Source organism: Pseudoxanthomonas sp. F37 (genome assembly GCF_022965755.1).
Classification (GTDB): Bacteria; Pseudomonadota; Gammaproteobacteria; order Xanthomonadales; family Xanthomonadaceae; genus Pseudoxanthomonas_A.
Genome location: NZ_CP095187.1, coordinates 601,028 through 627,297, shown reverse-complemented (window position 1 = coordinate 627,297; position 26,270 = coordinate 601,028). Strand labels below are relative to the sequence as shown.

16 protein-coding genes and 1 pseudogene are annotated in these 26,270 nt (G+C 65.0%); 6 read left to right on the top strand and 11 right to left on the bottom strand.

Annotated elements, in window-relative coordinates:
• Positions 1 to 339: 339 nt before the first annotated feature.
• Both MUU77_RS02725 and MUU77_RS02720 read right to left on the bottom strand, forming a co-directional pair.
• The gene (locus MUU77_RS02725; RefSeq protein ID WP_245091309.1) at positions 340 to 1,842 is read right to left on the bottom strand and encodes an Eco57I restriction-modification methylase domain-containing protein; all 1,503 of its coding nucleotides are present in this window, start codon (positions 1,840 to 1,842) and stop codon (positions 340 to 342) included.
• Positions 1,842 to 2,801, bottom strand: coding sequence for a XamI family restriction endonuclease (locus MUU77_RS02720; protein ID WP_245091307.1), 960 nt, complete (start codon positions 2,799 to 2,801; stop codon positions 1,842 to 1,844). The genes MUU77_RS02725 and MUU77_RS02720 overlap by 1 nt, the downstream gene beginning before the upstream one ends.
• 286 nt (positions 2,802 to 3,087) lie before the next feature.
• Here MUU77_RS02720 and MUU77_RS02715 point away from each other — a divergent pair, with 286 nt between their 5' ends.
• From MUU77_RS02715 to MUU77_RS02695, 5 genes and pseudogenes are all read left to right on the top strand, one after another.
• Positions 3,088 to 4,737 (top strand): hypothetical protein, encoded by a 1,650-nt coding sequence (locus tag MUU77_RS02715; RefSeq protein WP_245091305.1) that lies wholly within the window; start codon positions 3,088 to 3,090, stop codon positions 4,735 to 4,737.
• A gap of 538 nt (positions 4,738 to 5,275) precedes the next feature.
• Complete coding sequence (locus tag MUU77_RS02710; RefSeq protein WP_245091303.1) at positions 5,276 to 6,430, top strand: IS256 family transposase; 1,155 nt, start codon at positions 5,276 to 5,278, stop codon at positions 6,428 to 6,430.
• A gap of 148 nt (positions 6,431 to 6,578) precedes the next feature.
• Complete coding sequence (locus tag MUU77_RS02705) at positions 6,579 to 7,388, top strand: GIY-YIG nuclease family protein (RefSeq protein WP_245091301.1); 810 nt, start codon at positions 6,579 to 6,581, stop codon at positions 7,386 to 7,388.
• A 611-nt stretch (positions 7,389 to 7,999) separates the two neighbouring features.
• Positions 8,000 to 8,179, top strand: coding sequence for an Arm DNA-binding domain-containing protein (locus MUU77_RS02700; RefSeq protein ID WP_245091299.1), 180 nt, complete (start codon positions 8,000 to 8,002; stop codon positions 8,177 to 8,179).
• 57 nt (positions 8,180 to 8,236) lie between these two features.
• A pseudogene (locus tag MUU77_RS02695) lies at positions 8,237 to 8,377 on the top strand (IS3 family transposase); the annotation flags it as partial.
• A 53-nt stretch (positions 8,378 to 8,430) separates the two neighbouring features.
• Here the strand turns inward: MUU77_RS02695 and MUU77_RS02690 are convergent.
• From MUU77_RS02690 to MUU77_RS02670, 5 genes are all read right to left on the bottom strand, one after another.
• Positions 8,431 to 8,904: a DUF4019 domain-containing protein gene (locus MUU77_RS02690; RefSeq protein ID WP_245091297.1), complete on the bottom strand. Its 474-nt coding sequence runs from the start codon at positions 8,902 to 8,904 to the stop codon at positions 8,431 to 8,433.
• On the bottom strand, positions 8,901 to 9,677 hold the full coding sequence (gene aqpZ, locus MUU77_RS02685; RefSeq protein ID WP_245091295.1) for an aquaporin Z: 777 nt from the start codon (positions 9,675 to 9,677) through the stop codon (positions 8,901 to 8,903). The genes MUU77_RS02690 and aqpZ overlap by 4 nt, the downstream gene beginning before the upstream one ends.
• A gap of 325 nt (positions 9,678 to 10,002) precedes the next feature.
• Positions 10,003 to 10,812, bottom strand: coding sequence for an OmpA family protein (locus MUU77_RS02680; protein ID WP_245091293.1), 810 nt, complete (start codon positions 10,810 to 10,812; stop codon positions 10,003 to 10,005).
• 13 nt (positions 10,813 to 10,825) lie between these two features.
• A complete protein-coding gene (locus tag MUU77_RS02675; RefSeq protein ID WP_245091291.1) occupies positions 10,826 to 11,152 on the bottom strand; it encodes a hypothetical protein in 327 nt (108 codons plus the stop codon).
• Positions 11,149 to 19,923, bottom strand: a complete 8,775-nt coding sequence (locus MUU77_RS02670) for a YadA-like family protein (RefSeq protein ID WP_245091289.1) — start codon at positions 19,921 to 19,923, stop codon at positions 11,149 to 11,151. The genes MUU77_RS02675 and MUU77_RS02670 overlap by 4 nt, the downstream gene beginning before the upstream one ends.
• Positions 19,924 to 20,056: 133 nt before the next feature.
• Between MUU77_RS02670 and MUU77_RS02665 the strand changes: the two genes are divergently transcribed.
• The gene (locus MUU77_RS02665) at positions 20,057 to 20,293 is read left to right on the top strand and encodes a hypothetical protein (RefSeq protein ID WP_245091287.1); all 237 of its coding nucleotides are present in this window, start codon (positions 20,057 to 20,059) and stop codon (positions 20,291 to 20,293) included.
• A 373-nt stretch (positions 20,294 to 20,666) separates the two neighbouring features.
• On the opposite strand, the gene MUU77_RS02660 is transcribed toward MUU77_RS02665, so the two are convergent.
• The 4 genes from MUU77_RS02660 to MUU77_RS02645 are packed head-to-tail and all read right to left on the bottom strand — an operon-like array spanning position 20,667 to position 26,190.
• A complete protein-coding gene (locus MUU77_RS02660; protein WP_245091284.1) occupies positions 20,667 to 21,341 on the bottom strand; it encodes a TetR/AcrR family transcriptional regulator in 675 nt (224 codons plus the stop codon).
• Positions 21,341 to 21,853: a hypothetical protein gene (locus tag MUU77_RS02655; protein WP_345779060.1), complete on the bottom strand. Its 513-nt coding sequence runs from the start codon at positions 21,851 to 21,853 to the stop codon at positions 21,341 to 21,343. Before MUU77_RS02655 ends, MUU77_RS02660 begins: the two co-directional genes overlap by 1 nt.
• Before the next feature lie 2 nt (positions 21,854 to 21,855).
• Positions 21,856 to 24,996 (bottom strand): efflux RND transporter permease subunit, encoded by a 3,141-nt coding sequence (locus tag MUU77_RS02650; protein WP_245091282.1) that lies wholly within the window; start codon positions 24,994 to 24,996, stop codon positions 21,856 to 21,858.
• A 15-nt stretch (positions 24,997 to 25,011) separates the two neighbouring features.
• Positions 25,012 to 26,190, bottom strand: coding sequence for an efflux RND transporter periplasmic adaptor subunit (locus tag MUU77_RS02645; protein WP_245091280.1), 1,179 nt, complete (start codon positions 26,188 to 26,190; stop codon positions 25,012 to 25,014).
• Positions 26,191 to 26,270: the final 80 nt, after the last annotated feature.

Here is a 26,270-nt window from a genome sequence, read left to right as displayed (position 1 = left end):
GCCGATTGCGCGTCAGTCAGCGCGTACGCGCCGCGCGCACCCTGATCCGCCCCACCCTACCTGGCGCAATCCATCATTCCCCAGACGCACTCCAGTGCGTTCTGGCGCGTATAAGATTTCAGCCGTGCCACCAGGAGGTAGCCACGGCTGACCTCCCGCATGCAACGCACATCCATGCAGACACAAGGGACGCCATGAAGTCATCCAGGGATCTAGTCGTCGGCCAGGTGTACACGCGCGCCGAACTCAAGGCGCAGTTCAACATCGCGGACGCCAGCATCAACAACGGGATCTTCCGGCCCAAGGGCCACGACTCGATCTGGCTGTTTGTGACCGGAGTTAATCCAACGCCAACGGAACCTTTGCCAGCTCCTTCGGTTCTAGCTTGTGCAGCCCGCCCCCGTACACCCGCCCCTCGCCCAGCAAGTCGTCTGGGGCGATAGCGTTGAGCTGCTGCCACACCCGATCGAGCAACGTCGGATCACTGGCCAACCGTTCTTGCAGCAGTGGCGTGGGATACATGGCCAGGTAGGAGTTGGCCACTGTGGCCTGGCTTCGGTTGCGGATGAAGCGAAACGGCCGACCGCCTTTCCTATCCGAGCGTCCCATGTAGGTGCACACGATGGGGGCGGCCTCGCGTTGCTCCTGGTCATACCAGCGCTTGCGGCTGCGGCACAGGTAACGCTCTGGCAACCCCTGGGCTCGACCTTCGGCGAGGTAAGCCGCCAGCGTGGGGAACCGTCGTTCGATTTCGGCTTGGTCCATGCGCGGGTCCAGCAGGAACAGCCGGCGGGTATTCGTCGGCAGGCCTTGCGCGTCGGCGTCGATGGCGTCGCCTTCCACATACCGGGCGCTGGGCAAGATGGGGCGCAGGGCCTGCGCGGGGAGCTCACGCGCTCGCACGGCGGCTTCATCGAGCACAAAGAACCCGTTGTCGCCGGTTGCCAGGCCCCTTTTGATCTTAAACAGGTCGCCCACGGTTCGGCGCTCGCCAGTGGGCTGCCTCACTCCCAGCAAGGGGAAGCGAGTCCACTTGCGTTCCGCGGCCAAGTCGGTGACCGCCACGTCCAGTGCGTGTCCCGGCTGGGCCAGGCTGCCGCCGAACGTGAAGCGTGCTGCGTGGCCAGCAGGCGGGGGGGCGTTGCGGAACCAGACGACGGCCGAGGACACCAGCGCGTCGGAGAACTGCATGTCACGCGGATCGAACCGGTGGATGTGAAGCAAGGTGACCTGCTGTAGCAAGTAGTCCTTGACCTGTTGGCCGTAATTGACGTCCATGAACTCGCTGGGGATGAGCCAGCCAGCGATGGCCTCGGGCGCCATCCATGCGTGAGACTGGAGCAAAAAGTGGCAATACAGTCCGGCTAGCCCGCTCAACTGCCGGCCAGTAGCCGCCAGGGTGCGTTCGGCCAAGTGCTGCTTTTCGCTCGCGCTCAAGTGGTGGTGACGTACGTAAGGCGGGTTGCAGATGACGAGGTTAAAGCGCGCCTGCGGCTCGGCCCGAGTGAAGTCGCCGTGCGTCAGTGCCAGGCCGTTGGGCGTCCACAACTGTTCCGCCGTCTGCCCGTAGTGCGGATCGATCTCGAACGCTTGGGCGTCGTCCACCCTGCGCGAACCGAACACACGCAACAGGGCAGCGTAGAATGCCCCACTGCCCAATGCTGGGTCCAAGAACCGCACCTTGCCCCGCGCAGGCAGCAACGCCTCTGCATGGGTCAGCACGTCGCGCGCCAACGCGGACGGGGTAGCGAACTGCCCCATCTTGTTCCGTTCCTCGGCGGTCTTTTCCGCGTCCAGCGACGCCTGCAGTTCCAGGCGCCGGGCTTCCAACTGCTCAATCATCACAATCCCAGTTCGGACAAGTCGTCTATCCGGTGTTCCCAAATCCAATCAATGCCCTCGGCGGCCTCGTAGCCCAAATAACCGCTGTCGAAGTAACCGCATAGGAACAGCACGAACCGCACGTCGTCCCCGTAGGCGGCTTTCAGCTGTGCCATCTTTACCGCCTCTTCCTTGCGGCGCTTGTTCGTGTTGGTGAAGTCTCCGGCCGATTTAGCCTCCACCAAGATGGGCAACTGTCCGGCCTTGGCGGCCTTGGGCATGATGACTGCGTCCACTGGGATGTTCACCGGCTTGGTGGTGCCAGCCAGCACCTGGACGTTCAGGCGAAAACTAAAGGTGCCCGGCGTCATCTTGCGGAAATCAACGCGGGCACCCGCCGGCACTTCCTTATACCCATTGGCCTCCAACCACTTCTTGATTGCGGCCAGCTGCCGTTCTTCTTGCGCGTTCCTGATGATGGGATTGGCCACCGCGCCACAGAGCCGATCCGCTACGATGGTGGCCGCCCGGTGCGTTTCGGCCTCCGTGGGCTCGTCGCCACGCGCCAACCAGACGAAAATATCCGGGTCAGCCATACGCTCGATGATGTCGCCGATCTTGGTCAGATCGGCGTCCACGTCGGCCGCAGGCATGCGTGGCGGTAGGCGCTGTTTCTTCTCCAGGTTGTCCACCAAGCTGTCACTCACACCCGCGAGGCCTACCAAGCGGTCTACGGCCAAGGGTGGGCAGGTGGACATCCGTAGCGTCGGCAAGATGGTGGGATTGGCGCGGAACGTGTCGGGGCCGATATCGCGTAGGTGCCGGGTGATGTCCAAGCTATGTTCCACCGCCTTGGTGGTCTCCACGCGCGTTTCCCGGAAAGCCTTGGGGGCGAATTTCAAGAACCAATCGTTGTACATGTCCACCGACTTAGCCACGTCGGCCTTCCATCGGTCCGGCTTATCGAGATTTACGCCCATCGTGGCTCCCTCTTCCCAAAGTCCAAGTATGGGTGTCACCGAAGATTGAGCCAACATCGTCGCACTCAGCGAGACGCCTCATCGTCGGCGTGCCACGGGCGCACGGAGTGGGTTTCGGGCGAGCATTCCCGGTTTAACGGGCGCCCAGAGCAGCTGCAATTCCCTACGGATGCACCTCGCCTGACGAAGTCCAGGCGACCAGTCTCACCGCACAGCGAGACAGAAAAAAGTGGCGCGATGCCAAGTCTTACGTCATGTAGCATCAACGATCCTGGGGAGGAATCGAATGGAAGCAGGCATTGGTCGCGCCGAACCGCAGGCGCCGTGGGACAGGGCTATCGAGCTTGAGCCTGGCCGCTACAAGCGGCTCGCGCAGATTGTGGGTCGAGTAAACCGGGCAGACGGGGATGATCCCCTAAGCACAGCGCGTGCCGTCACCCTCGACTGGCTGCGCACGAAGAAGCGCTGGAAGATCTCGGATTCGCAGGCGATCAGTGACCGTCCGGTCCAAATAGAAGATGACGCCAGCACTCGGGCTTTGGCGATCGAGTCGTCTCCCGGGCTGTGGGCGATTCGGTGTGACGACCCCTGCACGGAGGTGGCCGGGCGCCAGTGGCGAGTTGAGCTGGTGTTGGCTGACATGGGACCCGACAGACAGCCGGCCGTTGCCTGCACTCTCTGCGCGTTTGTACCTGCAGGAGTGGATTCAACGATCAGTAGTCCCGCGGTGCCGGCCGTTGTCGGCATGCTTGCCCAACGAGCTGGACTGGAAGACGCTGGTCGGGCGTTGGACGGTCAGCCGTGGGAGGTGGACGCTCCCCGGGACTTGGACACGCTGATCCAGATTATCGAGTCCAAGATGAGGTCGGTGTCGGTCATTGTCGCAAGCACTCCTCGCAACGGCACACCGTTGATCGAACCACAGCGTCTGGCGAGGCAGTTCGCAGGATTGGCGATTGTGGCAGTGGTATCGCCTGATGCGGCGCAAGATCTCACGCTCCGATATGGTCGCGGTCACGGGGTATTCGGGGACGCGATCCGCATCTACCGGGTTGGCTTTGACCCTGATGCCGATGATCGCTTCAGGCATCCGCTCTACGTTGGCCAATCGTGGCGACACCGACTGCCGACCGCCCAAAAGCAGATGAAGTTTGTTGCGATGAGCGACACGGTGGATCGTCGTGACGGCAACAAAGATCTACCCAGCTTCGCCCTCATTCGAGGCATCGCGGCGGATCGCCGACTGCGGTCGGCCATCACTGGGCCTTCGCTCCCGGCGACCAGCACCCAAGACTTCGCGGCGGACATTGCGGTGCTGCGGGACGCTGCCCAAGGCTGGGAAAGGATGGCGCTGGACGAAGAACAACGCGCGCAGGCGGCTGAGGAGGCCAAGCGTCAGGCCCAGGCTAGGCTCTACGCTTACACGGGCCAGATCCGCAGGCTGGAGGAGGAACTCAACCGGCTTCGTGCTGCCCCTCCATTGGACTTCACTCGCCCAGTTGATGAGCTAGAGGAATGGGCGGAAGAGAACTTCACGGGCCGTATGATCATCACCCCCAAGGCATCACGCGCGGCGGCTTCCGTGCCGGATTACGCTGACCCTGAGCTGCTCCTGCGTTGCTGCGCTCTACTCGCCCAGGAATATTGGGAAATGAAGGTGATGGGTGGTGCTGATCATCTGGCAAAGTGCCGCGCGAAAGAGGCCGAGTTGGGGGTGCGCATTTCGCCTACCGGTGAGGCCGTCGATACTCGACAGTATGCGGGTGAGTATCGGGTGTCTTGGGAGGGCACGACATATAAGCTGGACATGCACGTCGCAGGGTCAGACAGCCGAGATCGTCGCCAAGGCCTGAGAATCTACTTCAGCTGGGACGACCAGCAGCAGCTGGTGATTGTCGGTCACCTGCCCACACATCTAACCAGCACACACACTTAAATCGCGGCCTTGGCACTGGATTATTTCGGCGCAGTGGTACGCCCAACCGTTGGCACCGTCTAGGACTGGGTGCGACTTGTAACACGTGTCAGCGCTCAGGTGCTCACCTGGGGCGCGATGCCTGACCCCGTAACGGCCGTAGCGCCCTGTGTGTGGATCCGCCAAGGCAGCGTGCCAGCGGGTCTGGTATGCAATGTCCGTCCGACTTACGAGCCACTTACCGCACGACACGGCATCGGTGCCGCTCGCGGATCTCCTTGTTCGGTCAGGCGTTCCAGTAAGGCCAGCGACTACGACCCTGGCATCAGAACTGCAAGGGTCGGCGATTCAGCTCAGATGCGGTTGATCCTCGTCCTCCCTGCGGCTATCACAGCCGTGAGAACGGCAGAGCACCTATACAGATCGATTACCTCGAAACGCGAGGGCACGCACATATATGGTTTCTCGCAACTAAATAACGCGCCCGTATTCCAAGTGACACGTCCGAGTAATAAGTCACCCGTAGAAATTGCGCCTCCGATCAAGAGGCCACGACGTCATGCCCAAGCGCGCGCAACCCATACCCAACGACCTCCTCGACGCGTTGCTCGCTGATCGGCCGCGAGAGGAAATACTCGGTAACGATGGACTGATTCAGCAGCTCGCCCAGCAGCTCATAGCGCGCTCCCTGAGCTTGCCCATCGGCCAGACGGCCAGCATGCCGCAGCAAAAGGATGTCGCGTCTGACCTACGCGAACTCAGCACGGCTGCGGAGCAGAGCCCTTTGACTGGCAAAGCGGCGAAGGGACGCGCCATTCCCCAGGGTCTCGACACCAAGGTCATGGCCATGTACTCGAAGGGCCTGACCCCTCGCGAAATTCAAGAGCAGGTCCTGGACTTCTACGGTATCGAGTTGACACCAGCAGCAATCTCGAAAGTCACCGATACAGCAGCGGACGAGATCAAGGCCTGGCAGTCCAGGCCGCTCGATGCCGTTTACCCTGTGATTTACCTGGATTGTATCCACGTCCGTGTGCGTGACGGCGCCTCGAGAGCCAAAGCGGTGTACGTGGTGATCGGAATAACCGTCACCGGGCAGAAGGAGGCCATAGGCCTTTGGGTTTCGCCGCATGAGGGCGCCAAGTTCTGGCTGCAGGTGCTCACCGAGATCAAGAACCGCGGCATCCAGGACATCCACATCGCCTGTGTGGACGGACTCAAGGGCTTCCCGGAAGCAATCGCTGCCGTCTTCCCGAAGACCATCGTGCAGTTGTGTGTCGTGCACATGATCAGGAACAGCCTCGACTTCGTATCCTGGAAATCTCGCAAGGATGTGGCGCTCGATCTGCGTCCGATATACACCGCCGCGACGGTTGAAGCCGCGGCGCAGGCGCTCGCTGATTTCGACACCAAATGGGGCGAAGCTTACCCAACGATCGGGCAAGCGTGGCGTCGAAACTGGGAACAACTGACCCCTTTCTTCGACTTCCCGAAAGAGATCCGCAAGATCATCTACACGACCAATACCATCGAGTCCGTCAACATGAGTCTTCGGCGCGTCATGCGTTATAGGGGATCGTTCCAGAACGACGAGTCGCTGCTCAAGCTGCTCTATCTTGCGCTGAGAAACATCAGCCGACGATGGACACTCCCGGTCCACGACTGGAAGGCAGCGCTGAACCGCTTCGCGATCCAGTTCGGCCCGGACGACTGACTATTCGGCACGATCTTCGACTGCCACACCACCGCGACTGGGAAATCGCTGCCGCCGGGGCTGCCCCTTGATTTTCGGATCTGTCGATTCACAATTCCAGTCGCGAGCGCAGCAGGGGGCTGCGCTATTTGATGGCATAGGAGCGGCCGTGACTGACCGGAACTACTACGTTTACGTGTATATCGATCCGAGGAACTATGAGGAGTTCTACTACGGAAAGGGGAAGGGATCGCGCAGGTTTGCGCACCTGTTCGACGATTCGGACTCCGAAAAAGTGGCACGTATCCGGGCCATTGAGGCAGAAGGACTGCAGCCGATCATCCGAACCGTAGCCGCAGGGCTTTCTGAAGCGGAGGCTCACCTCATAGAGACGACGCTGATCTGGAAGCTGGGAAAAGGACTTACGAACAAGGCCGCCGGACGCTTCGTATCTCTCTTCCGCCCAAGGAATACGCTGCATCGCGAACTGTCGTCGTTCGACTTTCAGAACGGCATCTACTACGTCAACGTCGGAGAAGGATCTCACCGCAACTGGGACGACTGCCGGAGGCTTGGATTTCTCTCTGCGGGGCAAGGGCCTCAATGGCGCGACCAGATCCTCGACCTCGCCGAAGGCGACGTCGTGGTGGCTTACCTCAAGGGCAGCGGCTACGTTGGGGTCGGCAAGGTCTTGGCCCGCGCAGTTCCCTATCTTGACTACCGCCATGAAGGTCGACTGCTCGAACATTTTGATCTGGTCGCAAAGGACATGGCTGAGAATTCGGATAGTGTCGCCGACTCAGAGTACGTCCTCCGGGTGGAGTGGATCGTCTCCGTTCCCAGGACTGAGGCGAAGTGGGAGCCAAACTCCGGCCTTTACACGACGCCCCTCGTCCGGGCTTCACTCGAACGCCAGCCACAAACGATCTCGTTTGTGGAGAACGCGTTTGGTGTGCAGCTCAGGGAGCTCGCTACGTAGCAGGGAAGTCGGCGCTCCAGGAAAGTTTTCGGCTTCAGGCCGGCTTACCTACCCGTAAGTCGGCTCTCCGACTTAGGAAAACACTGATATTCCTCAGTATTTTCAGGCACTTGGCCGCATCGAGCCTTCACTCATAATGCTGGGGTCGGTGGTTCGAGTCCACCCATAGCCACCAGATTCCCGAGCGGAATCAACGCGTTGAAGAAACCCGCCGAGAGGCGGGTTTTTTGTTGGGTGCGATTTGGGGTTGTGGACTATACGTGCCGGCTTCAGGGTGGCTTAAACCAGGCCTTCGAGGTTGTCGCCAGTCGGCCCCACAGAAGGCTTACGTCGGAACAGAAGCATTCTTCTTTTCTGACCGGCTTACCGTCGGCAGTGCATCTGTTGTTAAGTCGATTGATGTCGCGCTCGGGAGCGGAAGACTTCGCCTTGCCGGGGACACCCTCAAGATGTTGGCCGCATAGACCCGTCGAGCGACTTCCAACCCATCTCACGAGCGCGCACCCCTACGCATGGGTCAACGTAGCGGCCCAACGCGGACGATCCGCATCCAATCATGAACCTCCCACCCTTCCTATCCTTGGCTTGCGCCAACCACGGAAGCAGCCCGGATGTCAGTCACCACCCTCACCAAGCGTCTCGTCGCGACTGCCAAGCCCAAGGATCGCGCGTACGAGCTCAGGGACACGCAGGTGCGCGGCCTCCTGCTCCGGGTGCAGCCCAGTGGGCATAAAGCCTGGGTCGTCACCTGGGAGCACGGGAAGCGACGTTGGGGTCTGCTGGGCACCTGACCCACGACGAAGCTCGGGGAGCGCCGGCAAGATCATTGCGGAGTACATCCAGACCGGACCGTCCTGAAGAAGGAGCAGATCAAGCGACGGATCTACCCCGCACACGCCACGCCAGCATCGGACGTGTTCGACTAGATCGAGACGTTATACAACCCAGTCCGCCGGCATCGTTCCGCTGGCGGCGAGTCACCGGCCGAGCTGAAGGGCGCTAGGCGAGGAGCGGCAATTGAGTGCTGGTCAGTACCCTTGACTCATTCGATGACGTACCCAGTGAACCGCCATACACCGTCTTCGTCGCGCCGCATGGAAACCAACTCCTTGGCGATGCGATTGTTCTGGAACCGTGTCGCGAATTCCACGCTGGTATACGTGCCTGGCGGCAGCTGACCGCCGACCGCCACCTGTTGGCGTCGCACCGCCATCCAGTTGCGTCCGGCGACCGTGCCCAGCGGCTTGCGCGTCCTGGCTACCTGGCCCAGAAAGTCTTCGCGCCGGGTCGTACGCCGGGTCACCGCCGACGCACCATCCCACAACAGACTCACCTGGTCACGGTCGACGGCCTGCAGTATCCGCAGCGCCGTACCGGCCAGCGTATTGGGATCGATGTCCGCTTGCGCCGCCGCCTGTGCAGGCGCAGCCGGGGCGCGTTGCGCCTGGGCGATGGCGTCTGCCGATCCGGACAACACGCAGAGTGTCACTGCCAACCGCATCACGAAGTACTTCATGGCATTCCCCGGTAGTTTCTCGATGGGAGTGGAACGGCCCGCTTCAGGCCTGCTTGTGGAAACAACTTTCTCTGCCTTGCCCCTCGGGAAGAGGGGTACAACCAGCGATGGAGAAGTCCGCCGATACCAGCCCCCAGCAACGGCGCCGCCCAGAACAGCCACAGCTGCGCCATCGCCGGCGTGCCGACGATGAGGGCCACGCCGGTGGAGCGCGCCGGATTGACGGAGGTATTGGTGACCGGAATGCTGATGAGGTGGATCAAGGTCAGCGCAAGACCGATGGCAACAGGCGCAAACGCCGCGGGCGCACCCTTGCCGGTGACACCCATGATGACCAACAGGAACACGGCCGTCAGTACGGTTTCGGTCAGGAACGCGGCACCCAGCGCATAGCCGCCAGGCGAAAGATCCCCATAGCCATTGGTCGCGAAGGCACCGACGACCTCCGCACTCATATCGAAGTCGGGGGCGCCCTGGGCAATGGAGAACAGCAGCTGGGCCGCCGCCGCCGCACCGGCCACCTGCGCCAATGCATAAGGAAGCACGGCCTTGGCCGGGAAGCGCCCGCCCAGCGCCAGGCCCAGACTGACGGCGGGATTGAAGTGCCCGCCGGATATGCGCCCCAGCGCGTACGCGCCGGTAAGCACGCTCAGCCCGAACGCAAGCGCGATACCCAATCCGCCCACATAGCCCCCCGTCAGCACGGCGGTGCCGCAGCCGCCCAGCACCAGCCAGAATGTTCCCAACAGTTCTGCCGCCAGTTTCCGGATCATTTCAGTCCTTCAGGTTGAGGATCAAAACATCGGGGGAGGCCAATCCCTCCCCCGATGGCCGCCGGTACGCGTTCTGTGGCATGCCGCTGAGGCGACGGCATACCGCATGGGCTGCCGTTGCGCGAACAACCGCAATCGCCCGACTTCCAGAGACAAGCGGCGGTCTCTGGAAGATCGTCCGTGGCGCCCTCCTGGCGCTCGCGGACGGGTTGGTCATCCATGGCAGCAACGCTTCCCTGGCTGGATCCTCCAGCTTCCACGCACCGCCCAACGGCGGCGGGTCCCTGCCCCATGCGTTCTCCGGCACGCAGGCCGAAGCCTGGCATCACCCTTCCACGTCGGCCACGATCTCGACGCGGCGGTTGGGTAGCAGGCATGCAACCAGCGCGCTGCGCGGCTGCGACATGTCGCACTGCTTGATCTGCTCCGTCTCACCCCGCCCTTCTGCGGAAATCAGCGCTGAGGGGACACCTTCAGCTATCAGCAGCTGCCGGACCGTATCCGCGCGACGCTGGGACAGCGCCAGATTGGACTGATCGCTGCCTACCGGGTCGGTGTGGCCCACCACGCGAACGTGGCGCACGCCCCGGGTTTTGCGCAGTTCGTTGACGATGCGCGAAACCTCCGCCCGGCCACCGGCCTGGATGTCGCCTGGGCCGGAACGGCCGAAGGCGAACAAGGTATTGGCGGACAACGCGAAGCGGCGGGTGGTGACGGCCGGCGCAGGCGCAGGCGCCGGTGCCGGCGCAGGCGCAGGCTCGCTGAGCAGGCCGGCGCAGGACGCGGGCATCCAGTAGAAGCTTCGTGCGTAATACTGATTGTCGAAGACGACTTTGTACTGGCAGGTGATCACCTGGCCGTCCCGGCGGAAATGGAAGATGTAGTCCCACTCGCGCACGCCGGCGTAGCCTTCGCGGAAATGCGGGCGGCCCAGCAGATCGTACAGCTGGTCCTTGGTTACGCCGGAAGCCACCAGGCGCAGGCTGTCCGGGTTGGGGAACGTTCCCTCCTTCAGCACCGCCTGTTCCATCGCGGGAAACACTACCTCGCCAGGCACGCCATCGGCGGAGATGTCGCGACTGACATGGGTGGTGCAGCCGCCTGCGGCCACGGCCATCAGCACCAAAAGCAGCATTCCACTCCGTTTGTTATCCATTGCGGGTTCTCCCCTTGAATATTTCATCCAAATCGATATGGGCCAGGAACTCGTCCGGTACCGCGGACCGCATTGCGCGCGCCGCTCCATCCGCCAGCGAAACCTCGATGGCATGGCGCAGGTTCCGGAACGCCAGTTCCTTCAGCAACTCGCACAACCTGCGCTGGCTGCCGCTTACCTGCAAGGCGACCGTTGCGCTCTCGCCCATGAAGGTGATGCGCAGCGTTCTGTCCGACGAGTACAGAGCCGTTTCCTGATGCGCGGCAGGCGGCGGCCTGGTTGCGATGCCGCTACCCGCGTTCTTCCGATCGGTGCTCACCACTGGATACCCGCGCCCACCGTGAAGCCCCAGTCGCGCGTGGTGTTGCCGCTGGCCTGCGCCTTGTAGACCCAGCGGCCGTTTTCGGTGACGCCTGACAGGCCCACCGCCATGCCGTACTCACCCTGGTAGCCGCCGGCCGCCACTGCCAGCATGCTCTTGCCCGGCAGGTAGGCCTGCGGCAGGCCCGCCATGGCCATGGCCGATGCGGTGCCGCCGCGGGCCTCGCGCCTCATCGTCCACATGTCGCTGTAGAACCCGCTGAGCCGGTTGTCGGTGTAGGCGTTGGCCTGGTTGATGGCGTAGTTCACGCCGCCATTGAGCTGGCTGACGTTGACCGCATCGGTACCTGCGGTGCCTGCCGCCACGCCGCTGATGGTGCGGCCACCGATATTGACTTCGCCGGTGGAGGTGCTGTCGCCCACGTAGGCGGCGTTGTAGTTGCTCTGCGCACCGACCGTGGTGGCCGAGCCCGCGCCCAACGCCACGCTGTTGCCGTGGGAGGCTGTGGCGCCGTTACCCAGCGCGGTACTGTCGTTGCCGCTGGCGGTGCTCTGGTTGCCCACGGCCAGCGCATTGTCGCCGCTGGCCACCGCGCCGTTGCCGCCGGCCGCTGCGTTGGTACCGGTAGGCGCAGGCTTGGTGATCGCATCTTCCTGGCTGACCTGGAACATGCCATCCGCGCCGTTCTGCACGTTGGTGATGCGGCCGTCGAAGGTGTTGACGGTCTCGGTCAGGTCGGCCACGTCGCCTTCGACGTTCGTGATGCGGCTATCGAACCCTCCGACGGTCTCGGTCAGGTTGGCGACGTCGCCTTCGACGGTGGTCACCCGCCCGTCCAGCGCATCGATGGCCTGGTTGGTGGCGTACAACTGCGAACCATTGACCGCATCGGTCGACGTGGCCGACAGGCGGCCGGCCGCCACGTGGGTGATGGTGCGCTCGGCTCCCGCATCGCCCACGCTGACCGTGCCCACCGGAACGCCACCGGCAAAGGTGTAGTCGGTACCGGCGATGGTCGTGCCCGTGGTGCCCACGGCTGCCGACGTGGCCGACCCCGCGCCCAGGGCCACGCTGTTGGCGTCCCCTGACGTGGCGCCGGTGCCGATGGCCACCGCATCGGTCGCCGTGGCGCTGGCGCCCACGCCGGACGCGATGGCACCGGTGGCGGTGGCGCCGTCATTGGCGTAGTTGCCGCCATTCACTCCGCCGTCGTTGACGCTGTAGTAGTGCGCCGAGGCACCCTCCACCACCTGGTTCAGCTGATCCACATTGACTGCGTCGGTCCCATTGACGCCTGCCGCCACATTGGTGATGGTGGTGCCGCCGGCATCGATCCCCGCGATGGTGATGCCGGGGCCGCCGATGATGGTCAGGCCGTCGGTGGTGATGCTGGTGTTGCCGATCGCCACGCTGGTGAAACTGGGGTCCGGCACCACGCCCACGGTCAGCGTGCCGGTGGCATCGTCGTAGGTCACGGCCGCATTGCTGCCAGCGGCGACCGCCAGGGTCTCGCCCGCTCCGATATTGCCGCTGCTGGTACCGTCGGTGATGTTCCAGCCGGCGCTGGCGGTGGTGTTGACCTGGGTCAACGCGTCCTGCACGGTGGTGTAGGTGCTGCCGCCCACCGAAAGCCCGCCCGTCACCGTGTGGGTGACGGGGTCGTACACCGAGGTGCCGCCCAGCGTAGCGGCGGTGCTGGCGCCGACCTGATCCAGATTGACGCCCAGCGAGCCGACCGCCTGGTTGGTGGCAAACAGTTGCGAGCCGTTGACGGCATCGGTCGACGTCGATGACACCTGGCCCGCCGCCACATGGGTGATGGTGCGTTCGGCACCCACGCTGCCCACGCTGACGGTGCTGGTGGGCGCCGTGCCGGCGTAGGTGTAGGTCACGCCATCCACGCTGCCGCTGGCCGTGGCCACCACCGCCGCGGTGGTGGAGCCGCTTCCCAATGCCACGTCGCCGGCTTGCGCACCGGCAACGGCGCCCTCGCCGATGGCGGTGGCGCTGTCGGCCGCGGCAGAAGCGCCCACGCCTGCAGCCAGCGCATTGATGCCGGTAGCGCCGTCGTTGTCGTAGTTGCCGCCGGCCACGCCGTTGTCGTTGACGCTGTAGTAGTGCGTCAATCCAGCGGCCACGTCCTCGATAGCCTGGTGGGTGGCGAACAGTTGCGAGCCATTGACGGCATCGGTGCTGGTCGCGCTGAGCTGCCCGGCCGCCACGTTGGTGATCTGCCGCTCCGCGCCCACGCTGCCCACGCTGACCACGCTGGTGGGCGTGGTGCCGGCAAAGGTGTAGGTGGTACCGGCGATGGTCGTGCTGGCCGTCGCGTTGGCCGCGCCTTCCACCGAGTTCTTGCCCAAGGCCACGCCGCCGGCCAGGGTGGCGTTGGCGCCATCGCCCAATGCGGTGCCGCCGGCTCCCGCCGAGGCCCTCGCACCCAATGCCACCGAGTTGGTGGCCGAGGCACCGGTGCCGATGGCAATGGTGTCCAGTCCGCTGGAAACCGTGTCCTGGCCGATGGCGATGGAGCCGGTATTGGACGCCAACGCGTCCGTGCCGATGGCGATGGCGTTCAGTCCGCCGCCGGCAGCACCGTAGCCCAGCGCCAGCGCGGCATCGCCAGCGGCCGAGGTGTCCACGCCCGCGGCCAGCGCGTTGATGCCTGTAGCCCCGTCGTTGTCGTAGTTGCCGCCCACCACACCGTTGTCATTGACACTGTAGTAATGCGTCCTGGCACCATCGACCAGGTTGGTGACCTGGTCCACGTTGGCCGCGTCGGTGCCGGCCACGCCTGGTGCTACATTCGTGATGACGGTGTTGCCGGCATCGATGCCGACCGTGGTCACGCTCGGTCCGCCGGCGATGGTCAGGCCGCTGCTGTTCAACACTGAGCCGCCAGCGGTGACGCTGGTGACGGTGATGTCATCGGCCAGGTCGAAGGTGACGTTGTCGTCGGTGGTGGTCTTGCTGACCACGATGTTGCCGTCGCTGTTGTTCAGGTCCACGGCCTCGCCCGGCGCCACGTTGGTGGCGTTGGCGCCCTGCGCGCTGATGTCCCAGCCAGCATTGGCGACGTCGCTCACCGCGGTCAGCTGGTCCACATTGACCGCATCGGTGCCGGCCACGCCGGCCGTCACACCGCTGATGATGCCGGTGCCGCCGGCATCGATGCCGGTGCTGGTCAGGCTGGGACCGCCGCTGGTGAAGCTGATGCTGCCGTCATTGATGACGGTATCGCCCACGGTGATGGAGTTGAAGCTGGGGTCCGCTACCACGCCCACGGTCAAGGTGCTGGTGGCGTCGTCGTAGGTCACCTCGGCATTGCTGCCGGCGGTCACGGTCAGCGTCTCGTCCGGGGCGATGTTGCCGCTGCTGGTGCCGTCGCTGATGTTCCAGCCGGCGTTGGCCACCTCGCTGACCGCGAACAGCTGCGAGCCGTTCACCGCATCGGTCGAGGTCGAGGACACGGTGCCGGGTGCCACATTGGTGATGACGGTGTTGCCGGCATCGATGCCGGAGGTGGTCACGCTCGGTCCGCCGGCGATGGTCAGGCCACTGCTGTTCAACACTGAGCCGCCAGCGGTGACGCTGGCGACGGTGATGTCATCGGCCAGGTCGAAGGTAACGTTGTCGTCGGTGGTGGTCTTGCTGACCACGATGTTGCCGTCGCTGTTGTTCAGGTCCACAGCCTCGCCCGGTGCCACGTTGGTGGCGTTGGCGCCCTGCGCACTGATGTCCCAGCCGGCATTGGCGATGTCGCTCACCGCGGTCAGCTGGTCCACGTTCACCGCATCGGTGCCGGCCACGCCGGCCGTCACACCGCTGATGATGCCGGTGCCACCGGCGTTGATGGTGGTCGCGCCGAACACCGGCGAGTCGGCCATCTGCAGGTGGATGGTGCCGGTGGCCGGGTCGGTGACGGTCTGTAGATTGCCGCCGCTGTAGGTGCCAGCGGTAGTGGCGTCGCCCTGGATGGACAGGGTGCTGCCCAGTGCCCGCTGCACGTCGCCAGCCGTGTTGTCGTTGCCGGTGAAGGTCAGCCCCGTGTCGCCCAGCGCCGTCAGCTGGTCCACATTGACCGCATCGGTGCCCGCCACCCCCGGCGCCACGTTGGTGATGACCGTACCGCCGGCATCGATGCCGACCGTGGTCACGCTCGGTCCTCCTGCGATGGTCAGGCCACTGCTGTTCAACACCGTGCCGCCAGCGGTGACGCTGGTGACGGTGATGTCGTCGGCCAGGTCGAAGGTGACGTTGTCGCCGGTGGTGGTCTTGCTGACCACGATGTTGCCGTCGCTGTTGTTCAGGTCGACGGCCTCGCCCGGTGCCACGTTGGTGGCGTTGGCACCCTGCGCACTGATGTCCCAGCCGGCATTGGCGACGTCGCTCACCGCGGTCAGCTGATCCACGTTCACCGCATCGGTGCCGGCCACGCCCGGCGCCACATTGGTGATGACCGTGCCACCCGCATCGATGCCGCCGTTGCTAATGCTGGGACCGCCGCTGGTGAAGCTGATGCTGCCGTCATTGATGACGGTATCGCCCACGGTGATGGAGTTGAAGCTGGGGTCGGCCACCACGCCCACGGTTAAGGTGCTGGTGGCGTCGTCGTAGGTGACCTCGGCATTGCTGCCGGCGGTCACCGTCAGCGTCTCGTCCGGTGCGATGTTGCCGCTGCTGGTGCCGTCGCTGATGTTCCAGCCGGCGTTGGCCGTGCTGTTGACCTGGGTCAGCGCGTCCTGAACGGTGGTGTAGGTGGTGCCATCCACATCCAGGCCGGCGGTCACGGTCTGCGTGGCCGGGTCGTAGGCCGATGTCCCACCCAGCGATGCCGCCGTGCTGCTGCCCAGCGCCGTCAACTGGTCCACGTTCACCGCATCGGTGCCGGCCACGCCGGCCGTCACACCGCTGATGATGCCGGTGCCACCGGCGTTGATGGTGGTCGCGCCGAACACCGGCGAGTCGGCCATCTGCAGGTGGATGGTGCCGGTGGCCGGGTCTGTGACGGTCTGCAGATTGCCGCCGCTGTAGGTACCGGCGGTAGTGGCGTCGCCCTGGATGGACAGGGTGCTGCCCAGTGCCCGCTGCACGTCGCCAGCCGTGTTGTCGTTGCCGGTGAAGGTCAGCCCCGTATCGCCCAGCGCCGTCAGCTGGTCCACATTGACCGCGTCGGTGCCCGCCACGCCCGGCGCCACGTTGGTGATGACCGTGCCGCCGGCATCGATGCCGGTGCTGGTCAGGCTGGGGCCGCCGCTGGTGAAGCTGATGCTGCCGTCATTGATGACGGTATCGCCCACGGTGATGGAGTTGAAGCTGGGATCCGCCACCACGCCCACGGTCAGCGTACTGGTGGCATCGTCGTAGGTGACCTCGGCATTGCTGCCGGCGGTCACGGTCAGCGTCTCATCCGGGGCAATGTTGCCGCTGCTGGTGCCGTCGCTGATGTTCCAGCCGGCATTGGCCACCTCGCTGACCGCGAACAGCTGCGAGCCGTTCACCGCATCGGTCGAGGTCGAGGACACGGTGCCGGGTGCCACATTGGTGATGACGGTGTTGCCGGCATCGATGCCGGAAGTGGTCACACTCGGTCCGCCTGCGATGGTCAGGCCACTGCTGTTCAACACGGTGCCGCCAGCGGTGACGCTGGTGACGGTGATGTCATCGGCCAGGTCGAAGGTGACGTTGTCGTCGGTGGTGGTCTTGCTGACCACGATGTTGCCGTCGCTGTTGTTCAGGTCCACGGCCTCGCCCGGCGCCACGTTGGTGGCGTTGGCGCCCTGCGCGCTGATGTCCCAGCCAGCATTGGCGACGTCGCTCACCGCGGTCAGCTGGTCCACATTGACCGCATCGGTGCCGGCCACGCCGGCCGTCACACCGCTGATGATGCCGGTGCCACCGGCGTTGATGGTGGTCGCGCCGAACACCGGCGAGTCGGCCATCTGCAGGTGGATGGTGCCGGTGGCCGGGTCGGTGACGGTCTGCAGATTGCCGCCGCTGTACGTACCGGCGGTAGTGGCGTCGCCCTGGATGGACAGAGTGCTGCCCAGTGCCCGCTGCACGTCGCCAGCCGTGTTGTCGTTGCCGGTGAAGGTCACCCCCGTGTCACCCAGCGCCGTCAGCTGGTCCACATTGACCGCATCGGTGCCGGCCACGCCCGGTGCCACGTTGGTGATGACCGTGCCACCCGCATCGATACCCACCGTGGTCACGCTCGGTCCTCCTGCGATGGTCAGGCCACTGCTGTTCAACACGGTGCCGCCAGCGGTGACGCTGGTGACGGTGATGTCATCGGCCAGGTCGAAGGTGACGTTGTCGTCGGTGGTGGTCTTGCTGACCACGATGTTGCCGTCGCTGTTGTTCAGATCCACGGCCTCGCCCGGCGCCACGTTGGTGGCGTTGGCGCCCTGTGCGCTGATGTTCCAGCCGGCATTGGCGATGTCGCTCACCGCGGTCAGCTGGTCCACGTTCACCGCATCGGTGCCGGCCACGCCGGGTGCCACATTGGTGATGACCGTGCCGCCGGCATCGATGCCGCCGTTGCTGATGCTGGGACCACCGCTGGTGAAGCTGATGCTGCCGTCATTGATGACGGTATCGCCCACAGTGATGGAGTTGAAGCTGGGGTCCGCTACCACGCCCACGGTCAAGGTGCTGGTGGCATCGTCGTAGGTGACCTCGGCATTGCTGCCGGCGGTCACGGTCAGCGTCTCGTCCGGGGCGATGTTGCCGCTGCTGGTGCCGTCGCTGATGTTCCAGCCGGCATTGGCCACCTCGCTGACCGCAAACAGCTGCGAGCCGTTCACCGCATCGGTCGAGGTCGAGGACACGGTGCCGGGTGCCACATTGGTGATGACGGTGTTGCCGGCATCGATGCCGACCGTGGTCACGCTCGGTCCGCCCGCGATGGTCAGGCCGCTGGCATCCAGCACCGTGCCACCGGCCGTGACGCTGGTGACGGTGATGTCGTCGGCCAGGTCGAAGGTGACGTCGTCGTCGGTGGTGGTCTTGCTGACCACGATGTTGCCGTCGCTGTTGTTGAGGTCAACGGTCTCATCGGGCGCCACGTTGGTGAGGTTGGTGCCCTGCGCGCTGACGTTCCAGCCGGCGGTGGCCACCGTATCCAACTGCGTCAAGGCGTCCTGCACATTGGTGTAGGTGGTGCCGCCTACCGCCAGGCCAGCGGTCACGGTATGCGTGGCCGGGTTGTAGGCCGAAGTACCGCCCAGCGAGGACGCCGTGCTGTCACCCAGCGCGTCCAGATCCATGCCCAGCGTGTCCACCGCAAGGTTGGTCGCCAGCAACTGCGAACCGTTGATGGCGTCGGTGCTGGTCGCGTCCACGCGGCCGGCAGCCACATTGGTGATGGTGCGCTCGAAGCCGGGCTGTCCCACACTGACCGTGCTCTGGGGGGCGGTACCGGCATAGGTATAGGCAACGCCGTCGATGATGGCGCCGGTGGTGGCGACCACCGCCGTGGTGGACGAGTTTGCGCCCAGCGCCACGTCGCCCGCATTGGCGCCGGCGACGGCATTCGACCCCAGCGCCAGACTGTCCAGCATGGTGGCGTTCGCGCCCTGGCCCACGGCCACGGCGTTCTCGCCGGTGGCGGCCGCCAGTCCGCCGATGGCCACGGCGTAGGTGTTGGTGGCGCTGGCGGTCAGGCCCAGCGCGATGGCGCTGAGGCCGGTGGCGTTGGACTGGCGACCCAAAGCGACGGCGCTGGAGCCACTGACCGTATTACGGTCACCGATGCCGACGGCGCCCTGGCCGGCCACGGTGTTCTGGTATCCGATGCCCACCGCGCCCTGCGCGGCGGTGCCGGCCACGCCGACAGCCTGTCCGCCGCCGCCCACCATGTTGGTGTTGCCCATGGCGACCGCGCCGTTGCCGGTGGCGGTGTTGTCCAGGCCCTGCGCAATGGCGCCGCTGCCGGTGGCGGTATTGGGATCGCCGATGGCGACAGCGCCGTTGCCGTTGGCGACGTTGCCGGACCCGATGGAGACCGCCCGGCCGCCGGTGGCCACGGCGTTGGTACCGATGGCCACGGCCTCGGCAGCATCGGCGCGGGATTGGGTGCCGATGGCGATGGCATTGGTGGCCGACGCAGTCGCGGTGGTGCCAAGCGCCAGCGCATCGGCAGCGGTGGAACTGGTCGCCGACCCGATGGCGATGGTGCGTGCGGCGGAGGCCGTTGTCGGGGTTGATGTGGCGCCGTCATTTGCAGTGGTCTGCGCCGTTCCGATGGCTATCGCGTCCAGGCCGATGGCTGCGTCAACGGTGGCGACACTGCCGATGCGCATGCCGTAGGTGCCGCCCTCATAGTCGGCCAGACCGATCTTTCCACCGTTCACGAACAGTTCGCCACCCAGTGCCAGTGCAGAACGGCCCGTCACCAGGGTCTTGTAGAAGTTGGCATCGTTCGTCGCACTCGTCCTGTACTGCGCGCATCGCACGCTAATCCACTCACCGATGAACTTCGTGGCTCCCGTGGTGTCGTTGATGTTCGTGCAGATGGTGTCCCCGCTTCCAATGACCGATGAGTTGAACAGCACATCGGCATCGGCCGGCGAGGAATAGGCCATCACTGCGACAAGCGTGGCCGAGTAGAGCAATGTCAGCGGCTTATCGACAAGCCACGACTGCAGCACCGTTGCCGTGGCGCCGCCTTGCCTTCCCCCACTCTTGCCCCGCGAATTCGCCACCTCCGAGGTGACCACGAATTGGCCCAGCGCTGCGCTCCAGACCAGCTTGTAGATCTTGTTCATGGCATTCTCCCTTCCACGCTGATTGTCGAACCCGCATGCTTGCGACGGAAAAATCCGGCGACATGTCGTTGTTTAGGTGCACGGGTGCTGCACGGCGACGCCTGACGCGATAGCGATCATCGGAAACCGCGCGATGACCACGAAAGAAAAACCGCGCAAAAAGCAGACTCTGTTCGCCCAGGCGACTTCTTCTTCCTTGGAAGGAATCTTGGCAGTGAAAACACAAGAGGCAATCTCGGAATATTGCCTTTCGTATCCAAACATTCGGCCCAGGAGATTCCGGGAAAAACAACGGCAATACTTGGATATGGAACGGCACGATCCTGCCGCACGGAATGCGCACCCCGTGCCTGGCATCGGGCCGCATTGAACGTGCTACGGACAGTGGCTTTGCACGGGAACGCGGCGGCATGACCGTGGCATCGATCGCCGTAGCGGCAACCGGGTGCGCCTTGCGGAATGAGCTATCGGGTCCCGGGCCACGTCATGGCCGGCCGGTGTGCAACTGCGGCCCGCAGCAGGAATTCACTCCTGCGCATCGCCCGCAGCAGAGCGAGGTCGAGCGAGTCATCCGCACACTGAAGGAGCAGTGCATCCACCGCCACCGGCATGAAGGCCCGCAGCACGCGAGCCACATGGCCGACGACTGGATCCGGCTCTACCACCACCGGGCCGGTGCTGGGCACGAAGACACTCGCCAACGCATTCGCTTCAGCGTCCTGCCCTGCGCAGGAACCACGGGGTCATTGCAACTGCGTGCCCACGCAGTCATCCGACCTTCGAACGGGCGCATTCCCACGGATGAACATCTCGACGGCGCAGTCGACGCCCTCCGCGTTCGCAACGCCATCGCCCGATAGAAGCGCGCGTGCTATCGCCTCTCCGCCGACCAGTCCGAAGAACTGGGATGAGGCAAGGGCCATGTCCTTGATGTCCAGAGTGCCGTTTGCCACTTCCCGACCCAGGATGCCGCGCATGACCTTGTCATAGCGCCCGAAGCAGGAATTCCAGAATTCGTCGTGGATGCCGGGCGACAAGGACGCAGGAACTGCCCGGATGTGATGGACGCATTTGATCGCCGGGCTTGACGAGATATCCAGGATGACGTGCGCGACGGACCTCAGGCGCTCATGGAGAGCGCCTTCTTGACCGAGCAATGAATCCCACCGCTCGGACATCTCTTGAATACAGTCCCCCAGGACCCTTCTGAACAGCAGCTCCTTGTTGCCAAAGCGCGCATAGACCGTCGCCTTGGATACGCCAGCGCACGCCGCAACGGCGTTCATGGCGGTACCCTCGAAGCCCGAAGAGGTGAACAGCTGCCGCGCCGCCATCAGGACGGCGGCGTGCTTTTCTCTGTTGATGCGAGGCTCTTTCCTCTTGCCCGAGCCTGCGCGTGCGCTGCTCTTTCGCATCATCACCGACCGGTCGCAGACACCAGGGCGCCCGGCGCCGTGGCTTGCTCGACCCATCCTCCTCCCATCGCCTTGTCATGGGCCACCCGGTTGGCGGGACGGGACAGCCGGGTGTCGGTCAACACCTGCTCGGCGCTGTAGAGCGCGCGTTGTGCATCCCACGCGCCCTGGCGGCTGCCGGCAGCGCGCTCGAAGCGCGCCTGGGGGAGCCGGACGCTGCCGGAGGACGCCTCCACCAAGGCCTGTTGCGCCTGCAGCCGGCGCCCCGGCGTCTCGCGTTCGGCCAGCGCATCGGCCACCTCGCCGGACGCGGTCTGGATGGCAGACTCATGGCGGCCCACCTCGATGTCGCCATTGGCGACGGCCATGGCCGCATCGCCGGCCTGCCCGCCCGCCGTGGCGAGCGGCTCCGGCACCGGTGCATCGAGCCGCACGTAGCGTGGCGCCGGGGAACACCCCGACAACAGCCCGGTGGCAGTGAGGGCGATGACGCGCGCGGCACAGACCGTCGTCATCTTCACGGCCCCGCCGCGTGCGTAACCGGGGCGGCAACGGCGCCACTGCGCTTGAACAGCCCGCACACCAGCACGAAGAACAGCGGGACGAAGAGAATCGCCAGGACCGTGCCGGAGAGCATGCCGCCGATGACGGCGGTGCCCAGCGCGTTCTGCGCGCCGGCGCCGGCACCGCTGCCCAGTACCAAGGGCAGCACGCCGAGAACGAACGCCAGCGAGGTCATCAGGATGGGCCGCAGGCGCAGGCGAGCCGCCTCCAGTGCGGATTCGGCCAGGCTCTTGCCACTCTCGTGCAGTTCCTTGGCGAATTCCACGATCAGGATCGCGTTCTTGCAGGCCAGGCCGATGGTGGTCAACAAGCCCACCTGGAAGTACACGTCATTCATCTTCCAGGTCAGGAATGCGCCGACCAGCGCGCCGAGCACCCCCAGCGGCACCACCAGGATCACCGAGAACGGGATGGACCAGCTTTCGTACAACGCAGCCAGGCACAAGAAGACGATCAGGATGGACAGCGTGTACAGCGTGCCGGTCTGGCCGGTGGAGGCCTTCTCCTGCCGCGACAGGCCGGTCCATTCGTAGCCGATGCCCGGGGGCAGCTTGGCCACGGCCGCCTCGACGATGGCCAGCGCCTCGCCGCTCGACGCCGCGCCAGGCATCGCCATGCCCAGGATCTCCACCGACGGCATGCCGTTGTAGCGTTCCAGGCGCGGCGAGCCGGAAGACCAGTGGGCGGTGGCGAACGAGGTGAAGGCCACCATCTCGCCGGAGCCATTGCGCACGTACCAGCGCTCGACGTCCTCCGGCACCATGCGGAAGGGCGCATCGGCCTGCAGCATCACCTTCTTGACGCGGCCCTTGTCGATGAAGTCGTTGACGTAACTGCTGCCCCAGGCCGTGGAGAAGGTGTTGTTGATGTCATCGATCGACACGCCCATCGCCTCCGCTTTGTGCGGATCGATCTCCAGCTTGAATTCCGGCGCGTCCTCCAGGCCGTTGGGCCGCACCGCCACCAGGCGCTTGTCCTTGGACAACTCGGCCAGCAGCTGGTCGCGCGCCTGCATCAGCGCGGCGTGGCCGAGGTTGGCGCGGTCCTGCAGCATCAGGTCGAAGCCGGTGGCGTTGCCCAGTTCCGACACCGCCGGAGGCGCGAAGGCGAATGCCCTGGCGTCGCGCAGCGTGCCGAAGTACGCACCGGCCTTGGCCGCCACGCCGGTCACGCTCTGGTCCTGGCGGGTGCGCTCGTCCCACGGCTTCAGCTTCACGAAGAGCAGGGCCACGTTCTGGCCGCTGCCGGCGAAGCTGAAGCCCGGCACCGCGAACATGCCGTCGACCGAATCCTTCTGATCGACCAGGAAGTGGTGCTCGATCTGCTCGATGACCGCGAGCGTGCGCTCATGGGTGGCGCCCGGCGGCAGCTGGACCAGGCCGAACAACGTGCTCTGGTCTTCATCCGGCAGGAAACCGACCGGCAGCTTGGTGAAACCCACCGCCACCAGCGCCACGATGGCCGCGAACGCCAGCATGTAGCGCCTTTTCCTGCCCAGCATGTGCCGCACCACGCCCTGGTAGCGGTGGTTGCCGCGGTCGAACGTGCGGTTGAACCAGCCGAAAAAGCCGCGCTTCTCGTAGTGCCCGTGCGCGACCGGCTTGAGCAGGGTCGCGCACAGCGCCGGCGTCAGCACCATCGCCACCAGCACCGACAACGTCATCGCGGATACGATCGTGATGGAGAACTGGCGGTAGATCACCCCGGTGGAACCGCCGAAGAAGGCCATCGGCACGAACACCGCCGCCAGCACCAGCGCCACGCCGACCAGCGCGCCGCTGATCTGGCCCATCGACTTGCGCGTGGCTTCCTTCGGCGGCAGCCCATCCTCGGCCATCACGCGCTCGACGTTCTCCACCACGACGATCGCGTCGTCCACCAGCAGGCCGATCGCCAGCACCATCGCGAACATGGTGAGCGTGTTGATGGTGAATCCGAATGCGGCCAGCACGCCGAAGGTACCCAGCAGCACCACCGGAACGGCGATGGTGGGGATGAGCGTGGCGCGGAAATTCTGCAGGAACAGATACATCACCAGGAACACCAGCACCACCGCCTCGACCAGCGTGCTCACGACCTCCTCGATGGAGATGCGCACGAAGGGCGTCGTGTCGTAGGGCTTCTGCGCCTTCATTCCCGGGGGGAAGAACGGCTCGAGCTCTTCCAGCTTGGCGTCGATGCCGCGCACCGTATCCAGCGCGTTGGCGCCGGAGGCCAGCTTGATGGCCAGGCCCGCGGCCGGCTTGCCGTTGTAGCGCCCGACCGTGTTGTAGTTCTCGGCAGCCAGCTCGATGCGCGCCACGTCGCGCAAGCGCACCTGCGAGCCGTCGGACTGGGTGCGCAACAGGATGTCCTCGAACTCCGCGGCGGTCCGCAGCCGGGTCTGCGCGGTGATGGTGGCGTTGATCTGCTGGTTGGCCGCTGCCGGCAAGGCGCCGAGCTGGCCGGCCGACACCTGCGCATTCTGCGCCCGGATGGCGTTGCCCACGTCCAATGGCGTCAGACTGAAGCTGGTCAGCCTGTCCGGATCCAGCCACACCCGCATCGAGTACTGCGAGCCGAACAGCTGCGTATCGCCCACGCCTTCCACGCGGCTGATCGCCTCCTGCACGTTGGCCGCGACATAGTCCGACAGGTCGGAGCCGTTCATGCTGCCGTCTTCGGAGGTGAAGGCCAGCACATTGAGGAAGTTGGAGGTGGACTTGGTGACGGTCACGCCCTGCTGCTGCACTTCCTGCGGCAACAGCGGCGTGGCGAGCGACAGCTTGTTCTGCACCTGCACCTGCGCGGTGTCCGGATCGGTGCCGTTCTCGAAGGTCAGGGTGATGGTGACCTGGCCGCTGGATTCGCTGGTGGAAGCCATGTAGCTGAGCCGGTCCAGGCCTTTCATCTTCTGCTCGATGACCTGGGTGACGGTATCTTCCAGGGTCTTGGCCGAAGCGCCCGGATAGTGGGCGGTGATGGACACCGCGGGCGGTGCGATGGCCGGGTACTGTGCGATGGGCAGGATGGAAATGGACAGGATGCCGGCCAGCATCACGACGATGGCCAGCACCCACGCGAAGATCGGGCGATCGATGAAGAAACGTGCCATGACGGTCCGGCGCCTTCAGTGCTGGGCGCCGGGGGCGGCGGTTTGGCTGCCGTCGGCTTGCCACGGCACGGTCTTGACCTCGATGCCATCGCGCGCGCGCGGCAGGCCGTCCACCACCAGGGCGTCGCCGGGCTTCAGGCCGCTGCGCACCAGCCACTGGTCGCCGACGGTGCGCTCGGTTTCCAGCACGCGCAGTTTCAGCTTGTGGTCGCTGCCCACGACGAAGGCGGTGGGCTTGCCGGCCGTGTTGCGCAGGACGGCGCGCTGGGGAACCAGTATTCCCTGCTCTTTCACGCCTTCCTGCAGCACCGCCCGTACGTACATGCCCGGCAACAGGACGGCGTCCGGGTTCGGAAACACGGCGCGCAGGGTGACCGATCCCGTGCGCTGGTCGACCGTCACGTCGGAAAACTCCAGGCGGCCTTCCAGCGGATAGGTGCTTCCGTCCTCCATCCTCAGTTGGACCTTGGCCGCACCTTTGCCGGCCGTTTCCAGATCGCCCCGGGCCATGGCCTGCTTGAGCTTGAGCAGCGCGGCACTGGACTGGGCGATGTCGACATAGATCGGATCGAGTTGCTGCACGGTGGCCAAGGGACTGGCCTGGCTGGCGGTCACCAGCGCGCCGGGCGTCACGCTGGATTTGCCGATGCGTCCGGAGATGGGGGCATCGACCCGTGCGTGGGCAAGATCGATGCGCGCGCTTTCCACGCTGGCTTTGGCCGCCGTGACATCTGCCACGGCCTGCCCCAGTGCGGCGGCGGCATCGTCGTAGTCCTGCCGGCTGACGGCGGAGATCGCCACCAGATCCTGGTAGCGGCGCGCTTTCAGCTGTGTGGTGCGCAGGTTGGCCTGGGCCTTGGCCAGCGCCGCGACGGCGCCGTCGTAGGCGGCCCGGTACGTGGCCGGGTCGATCTGGTACAGCGCCTGACCCGCTTCGACATCGGCCCCTTCCCTGAACTTGCGCGACTGGATGATCCCGCCGACTTGCGGCCTGACTTCGGCGATCAGGTAGGGGACCGTCCTCCCGGGCAGTTCCGCGGTCAGCGTGACCGACTGCGCCCTGACGGTCATGACGCCCATCTGCGGGGTGCCCTCCGCGGGCGGGGGCCCGCCGGGCGGCGTTCCGCAGGCGCTCAGAAGAAGGACAGCCGCCGCAACAAGCAGCGGCGTGGACCGGCAGGAAGCAGGACGCATGGCGGTATCTCTATTGACTATACGGTACGGTTCGGTATACTATTAATCCTGTCGCCTGCCTGTCAAGCATTTCTGCCCCG